The organism is Photobacterium sp. (assembly GCF_057456235.1).
In genome coordinates this window covers 1-6,881 of record NZ_JBVCPH010000032.1, presented here as the reverse complement: position 1 = coordinate 6,881, position 6,881 = coordinate 1, and the positions used below count along the sequence as shown (strand labels likewise).

The following is a 6,881-nucleotide window of genomic DNA, read 5'->3' as shown; positions in this document are numbered from 1 at the left end:
TTTGGGCAGGGGCTTTGACCATTCCACTAGCTTGGGGGTGTTTAATACCGCTTGGGGCAAGGTTTCATTGTGGCGTTCCATAAATGACTGGGCCCAGTGATTTAAGCTCAACCAATTGCCGAACCGCCACACCGCGTAGGTGATCGGATCATAGGCTTTTTTCCTCAGTTTAATTTGCGCGTCAAAGTCATAAGGTACACGCTCGAAGGGGTCTATACCTTCCAGCCCGGCTTCGCCCTGGTCCATAAAGGTGCGTACCAGCTCATAACCTGAATACGCTTCTGCCATCGAATGTACCGGGAAGTTGACGGATGCAACCGCCAACGTTTCATCGTTGGCATCGGGGGCTAGAAAGCTGAGGAATTGATAGTCATGAAGCCCGCTGGTAGACGCCGCGCTGGCACTTTGGTATTCGACCCCGACCTTATCCCAGGGTACAGCAACCTGCTCATATTTGACCTTGCAGCGCTTCAGCTGCCGCCGGTATGTAATGAACTTTTTAAGCGGGTAAGTACCAAAAGCAATAGCAATAGCAATAGTTATGATGACACTGCTTAACCAATAGTCTGGAGGTGGTTTTGGCCCATCATGGAAAAGAAATATTGATGAAATAGACATCATTAACACAAACCAGCCCATGGAGGCACAGATAAAAATGCCAGGTGACCAGAAAAAGTATGGGATCTCGTGATCGCTGGTCTGCACATTGAAAATCAGCTCCCGCCGTTCACGGTGGCAGCGCAACGGAGCATTGCGTTTTGTTTCTTCTTCTAATTGCCGATTCGCAAAATACACAACCAAAATCATAGGCATGCCAACGCCAGCCCAAACTCCAATGCCTCCCCCAAAACCAGAGTCCAATATTGACCAAATAATAAAATAAAGCCCACCTAAAACAGCTAAAAGGTTGCCTAATAGATATATCTTGGCCCCAAACGCCTCACCGCCTGAGGTTTTCAAATCAATGTAGGTCGCGTTTTTTCGCTTTAACAACCCTTGAACATTACCGGGGGCATAACCGCTGTTGGCAGGCAGTGGGGCCATAGCAACGGTTTCAACCCCGTCCTGCTCCATTCTTTCACCCATCGCCAACATGCGCTTGGTTTCATTTCCCATAACAATGTTCCTTAAATCACTTCCCAACCAGACAGTTGAGGGCTATAACCCGGGCTAATTTCTTCACAGGTAAGCTTAACCGTCGGGGTATAGGCGATATGAACAATGCTGAACGCGATGCTGTAGCTGTAAGTCTCAGCCTGTGACACGGCATTCCACGGCTGAGATGACACATGAAGCTCTAAGCTATTAATCTGCCGTTGCTGTAGCTCCCTTATATCGAGGTCAAAAACCAGTTTAGACGCGCCACCTTTCAATGCCGTTACTTCACTATTAAGAATAAGCTGGTCGGTAAGGCGCATATCGGTAAGCTGTTTACGCTTTCCCACCAGTGCCAGCTGCAAATTATCCGCATCGGGCAGCTCGTTGCCGGGAAGAATGACGGTAAGGGTTAGCACCGGTTCGAAACTCATTGATGCACTGGTTTCAGGCTCTGCCGCGACACTTATTTTCGGGGTAAATAACACACGGTTTAATGCCGTTGAGTTTTGTGCCAGGGTGTCATATTCAACACTCTTGCCCCATAAACTGTTATTTGCCCATGCCACTAATGGCGGCCATTTGATAAAGTCATAAAACTTTTCTATCACGACGTATAACAAGTAACCCCACAACATATAAGGGCCGCTGCCTGCCAGTATTCTCGCCATTGCCATTTGCCCGGCAGTGGCTTTCATCGTGCCTGTTATAAACACACGTACAGCAATACGTGTGAGATGAAAGCTTTCATAAAAGCTTCCACTAAGTAGAAAAAAACTGGTTCCTGTTTTCACAGCAGAAACAATATATAGAACAGATCCTCGGTCCATATCTTTTAGAAAAGCTTGCCTATCTTTGCTGAACTTTATGCCATAACCAATCGTGCCCAGCACACTGGCGACCCAACCGACCGCAATGTCGGCCCTTGCCAGCTTAGCCAATACCGGCATGCTGCCCGTGACACCATACGCGGCTTTTAAATGGGCCGAATAAAAAGTATTTACCATACCCACGGATGCGCTGGCGGCATTAAATCCACTGGAAACGACACCCAATAATTCGACATCTTTTTCAGGGTCGAAGTAATCTTCAATCGCGGTAATAAAGGTATACAGGTTAAAGACTGTAATAAAACTGCCTAGGGCAAGCTTTTGGGCTTTGGCGTTATCCCACTTACCCTCTTTATGGGTAAGCTCCTGCATTGTTTCTTTCCAGTGGGTTTTAGATTTAAATAAGTTCTGGGTTGATTCTATTTCATTTAACAATAACCTTGCCGTCTCGCTGCTAACCCCTGCCAGCATGGCGGTATTTCCGTCGGTTGCGCGGAAGGTACTTTTCTGGATCTCATCAAGGCTGTTTCGGATCTGGCTCAGGTTATTTTTTCTTGCGGTTTTGATCTGTTTTATCTGCGCATCGTAGGCGGCCTTTTCCTGTTTTCTGGCTGCGCCCGTTTTATTTTTCCAGGCGCTATTTTGCTTTGCCGCCAGTAACACCCCGCTTATGTGGCGGTCTTTAGCAACTAGTTCGCCTAACTGTTTCAGTTTGTTATCTAACTGCTGCAAGGCTTGCGTGTTCGCTACCGTCCAGCCAACGCCCGTCATATCAAAGAACGTTGCCATATACGCTTTCGTCGCTTGGGGCGCATTATTAATGATCGCTTCCATCTTATGACTAAATATCATCTTCCCCTGTGCAGTATGAGTTTGATTAAACAGAGAGAGCACCATCGACTCATTCTTATTCGCCAGACTGGCAACCACTTTTGCCCGTTGTCCATCGTCGGTCAGTAAGCTTTTAAAACGGTGGTCACTATTGTCATTCAGGGCTTGTTGAAGCTGTTCCGGCTTAGATTTTGCGTTTGCACTCCCTTGTATTTTTTTTGTGATATTCGCCAGCGTAAATAATGATTTAGGCAGGGTGGCTGTCGACTGGCCTTTGTTCGAGACAGACTGATACACCAACATTGGTACGATACTGTCACCAAAATAATAGTCCTGCACCCAGGCCGGTGTTTCGATATTCAGTAGCTGATACAGTGCATCTTCATAGCTCATTCTTGCAACCACACTTTCAGGGGTATCTTCGCTGAAGTGCGGGGCTAACAGGTGCCAGCTCGGGGCAATACTTTGCAGCATCTGAACAACTGCCGTTTCCTTTTCTTTAAATTGCCGGTCAATATCAGCAGCTTTGTCTAATACCGTCTGCATTTCGTCATAGCGAATGACATCTTTAATCCCTTTTTTTATCGGCCCATAACCATCAACCAATAAATTATGATCTTTTATGGCTTTATTCACTTTATGTATCAGTTTTCCAGCCGACAGGTTTATTTTATTGGCCAGTGTTTCCGCATATTGTTCGGCTACCGGGTTATAAGGAATGACCTTCGGATGATCACCGACGGGGTTCTGGCGATAGGCAATATTATTTTTATCTTCGATATGCTCAATTAATTGTACCAGTTCCTCTTTCTTTAGATTTTTTAATTCTCCATCGCTAAGAACTAGCTCAATATCCTGACTGACTTTACTTACTTTTGCCTGTGCTGAAATAAACTGGTCGATAATTGTGCCGATCGCATAATCATCCCCTCGCACTTTAACTTCTTCGGCAAATTTATCCTGAATCGAATTCCAGCGAGATGCGTAATCAATAATATCGCTGCATATATCATTGACCACCATAAAGGCGCAGTCATTACTGTAATCTGGCTGTATGAACTGGGTGAGTTCAGATAACGTTGTCAGTTGCCATTGTTCAGCGGCGAGCCATTGATACAAGCCCAAATCCGGCGCATCCCCGGCAGGCTTCATGTCAGTCACAAAATCTGCGGTCTGTTTTGACAGTAAATCTGTTGAAATGAGCCCTTTGTCACCCAACATCGGATCATACCCCGCCAGAGGGATCGCATTCATGGTTTTTGCATGGTCTGATTCGAAAGCGAGAAAATTACTGCCGCCATCAGCCAAAGCAACAGGGGTAAATAATGCCTTCACTGACCCTGAGCGGGGCAGAATAATGGCGGTTTCACCAGTTTCCTGCTGCGTTGTTTCACCTGCCTTCAGTAAGGATTCCTTTAGCTGTCCGCTTTTATCAATCGCGTAACAACGAAGTTCATCCGGCCGGGAAGAGTGTATCAGGTAAAGAAAGCCTTCATTTAATGGCCTGATCCCTTGTGACAATCCTTCTTCGTTATAAAGGGAAGCATTAATATGATCCGGCATTGCCTGCTCTTCTTCGACCAAGGCATAACGAACCGGTATTAACTGAATATCTTGCTTCATCAACGGACAAGTCCCTTGAGGTGCGCCGGCTTCATCTTCAGACATTGTTGCAGCACTGTCGTTATAACTGAGATTCACAATTCCAATTCCTTCTTGTATTCGGCAGCAAGTAACGCGGCTTTATGTACCCGTTGTGAGGGCGTTAATAAACTGGGTTCAGTCAGCAACTGCTTTATATCCGGATAAGTGTCATCAACCAAAACATCCATACCCAGCAAACAAATGACATTGGTGAAATAAAAGACGGCACGCTCAGAGCTAAAACCGAGAGAATGGGCCTTGTGGTAGTACACTTCGGCCATTTCTATTTCGTCGGACGATGGGTGCTGTTGCGGAAAATAGGTTTGAATATGTTCAACAAGCCGCTGGATAAAAGTGGCTTCCGTCACCTCGGTTATTTTTTTAGCATTTAAACCAGTCAGTACAAACTGTTCACTCTCGTCATAATCAAGACTCTGAGAGGTATTACTAAACTGTTGCCAGGATTGAGACTGTACTTCCCATACCGACACTTGCCTGACAGGCCCAAATAACCTTGATAATTGCTGTTCTGTACTACTCTGAATTAATGCTGAAAAGATCCGCGGATCATAAGCTCTGAATATCACCGTTTCGTTATGGGTGTTTTGTGCATGCAATAAGCTTTTCCAGTGCTGTGTAACTGTCTCTAAATCCGCATCAGTATGAAGTATCATCCCCGCATTTAGCGGAATAACACACTCTTGGAACCATGTGTATAAAGCACCGGTACTTTCAACAACCCACGGGGAAATATCCATTACCGATTGCAAAGCTGTTCCCGCATACAGTGTCATGCCGTTTAAGTCAGATTCCGTGTCGTATAGCGACTTAGCGAGATTATCAACAGAGGCTCCATCTATAATCAGGTACTGGTATGTCTGCTCTGACGAAATACTCATAGCTGATTATTCTCATCGGCTTCACAAACTTCACAATAGCCTTGTGCTCGTTGCGCTGCAGTCTTCAGTGTACTGGCTTGTTGCGCTGGTAATATAGCCGCATTAAGTTGTTGTGCGGGTGCTATCTGCGTACTGCCTTGTTGTACCGCTGCTACCGGCGCACTCACATCGGCATCGGGTGCTCTCTGCGACAAGACTGGCAGTTGCGCAGCCTGTGCTGCTGCGCCACTGCCGCGGCCTGCACTGCCACCGGAGTTTATTTTGATTGTCGGACCAGCTACGGTGACGCCTGACGGGTCGACTTTAACAAAACTGCCCCCGGCTTTGATGGTGATTTCTGCACCCGCTTCGATCACCACTTTCTGACCTGAATTCAGATGTAGTTCGGTGCCGACATCAATCAGTTGTTTATTGCCGATTTTGGTGTGGACGGTACCGTCGATGATATGGTGGCTATCGCCTTTGACGGCTTCAAACTGATCGCCGTTTACGGTGCTGTGGTTGTCGACCTTGACTTCCTGAAAGCGGGAGTCGTGCACGGTGAGGTGGTCGGCATTGAGAATTTCGTCCTTACGATCATTTTCGACCTGAACATCCATGTTCTTTGCGGCATGAAGATAAAACTGTTCATTGTCTTTTTTGTCTTCAAAGCGCAGTTCATTAAAATTGCCGCCACCCACGCTTGATGAGGTTTTAAAGGTACTGCGGGTTTTGTGCTCTGGCAGATCATACGGTACTTTGTTTTTACCGTTGAACATCGCACCGGTGATTATGGGTTTATCCGGATCGCCATGAATAAAACTGACGATCACTTCGTGGCCTATGCGCGGCAAGACAAACTGACCATAACCGTTGCCAGCCCAGCCCTGTGATACACGTAGCCAGCAACTGGTTGTTTCGTTCGCCTGCCCTTCCCTGTCCCAATGAAATTGTACTTTTACCCGCCCAAGCGCATCGCAGTAAATCTCTTCACCAGCAGGACCGGTGACAATGGCGGTATCGATGTTATGGATATACGGCTTGGTAATGGGCTCGGCTCGAAACGCGGCTTCCCACGGGGTGGCAATAAAATCTGCGTTATAGGTCGCCGCCCCGTCAGCAAACTCTTCTAACGCCTGTGGCTGCTTGCCCTGGTGTTTCACTTCCACCAGCAACCAGGGTTCATTCCATTGATCATTGGGGTGCGCTTCCAACGACTGAAAATACCCGCTGGTGAGTTGGGTACAGTCACTTTTCCCGATTACCCGCTGCTTATAAATTCTGGCCTGCTCTAAAGTTAATGTCGCGATACGTGTTCCGTCGGCATCGGTTGTGAAGTGACCGGGATAATGAAAGGCTTCCAGAGGTTGTTCGTTAGAGATATTGCTGGCCTTGAGCCCTTTCGGTCTGAAATCAGGGCGCTCAAAGGTGAAGTCGGTCAGCGACACTTTGCCAGTCTGTGTTTGCTCTAACAGTGCAAAGTGATGAATGATGTCGCGGTCTTTTGCCATGCCGTGACTGTGCCGGTATGGCAATGCGGGCAGTTCGAGAAAGCCATCCTGCCCGTCGGCAATGACCATAACATGACCGGTCTCGGTGTGTT

At 47.1% G+C, this 6,881-nt stretch carries 4 protein-coding genes; all 4 read right to left on the bottom strand.

From position 1 onward, the window contains the following. Positions 1–1,116 (bottom strand): hypothetical protein (locus AC2204_RS20475; RefSeq protein WP_318927741.1); only part of this gene is annotated, 1,116 nt, incomplete at its 3' end. Positions 1,117–1,127: 11 nt separating this feature from the next. Continuing rightward, positions 1,128–4,457 carry a toxin VasX gene (locus AC2204_RS20470; RefSeq protein ID WP_318927740.1) on the bottom strand — a complete coding sequence of 1,110 codons (3,330 nt, stop codon included), beginning with the start codon at positions 4,455–4,457 and terminating at the stop codon, positions 1,128–1,130. After that, positions 4,454–5,299, bottom strand: coding sequence for a DUF4123 domain-containing protein (locus tag AC2204_RS20465; protein WP_318927739.1), 846 nt, complete (start codon positions 5,297–5,299; stop codon positions 4,454–4,456). The genes AC2204_RS20470 and AC2204_RS20465 overlap by 4 nt, the downstream gene beginning before the upstream one ends. Beyond that, positions 5,296–6,881, bottom strand: a 1,586-nt coding sequence (gene tssI, locus AC2204_RS20460; RefSeq protein ID WP_318927738.1) for a type VI secretion system tip protein TssI/VgrG, incomplete at its 5' end; no start/stop codon positions are given. The genes tssI and AC2204_RS20465, both read right to left, overlap by 4 nt.

What these genes read in the sequence shown, in the direction of transcription:
- AC2204_RS20465 (WP_318927739.1), bottom strand. Translation starts at nt 5,299, where the DNA reads ATGAGTATTTCGTCAGAGCAGACATACCAGTACCTGATTATAGATGGA.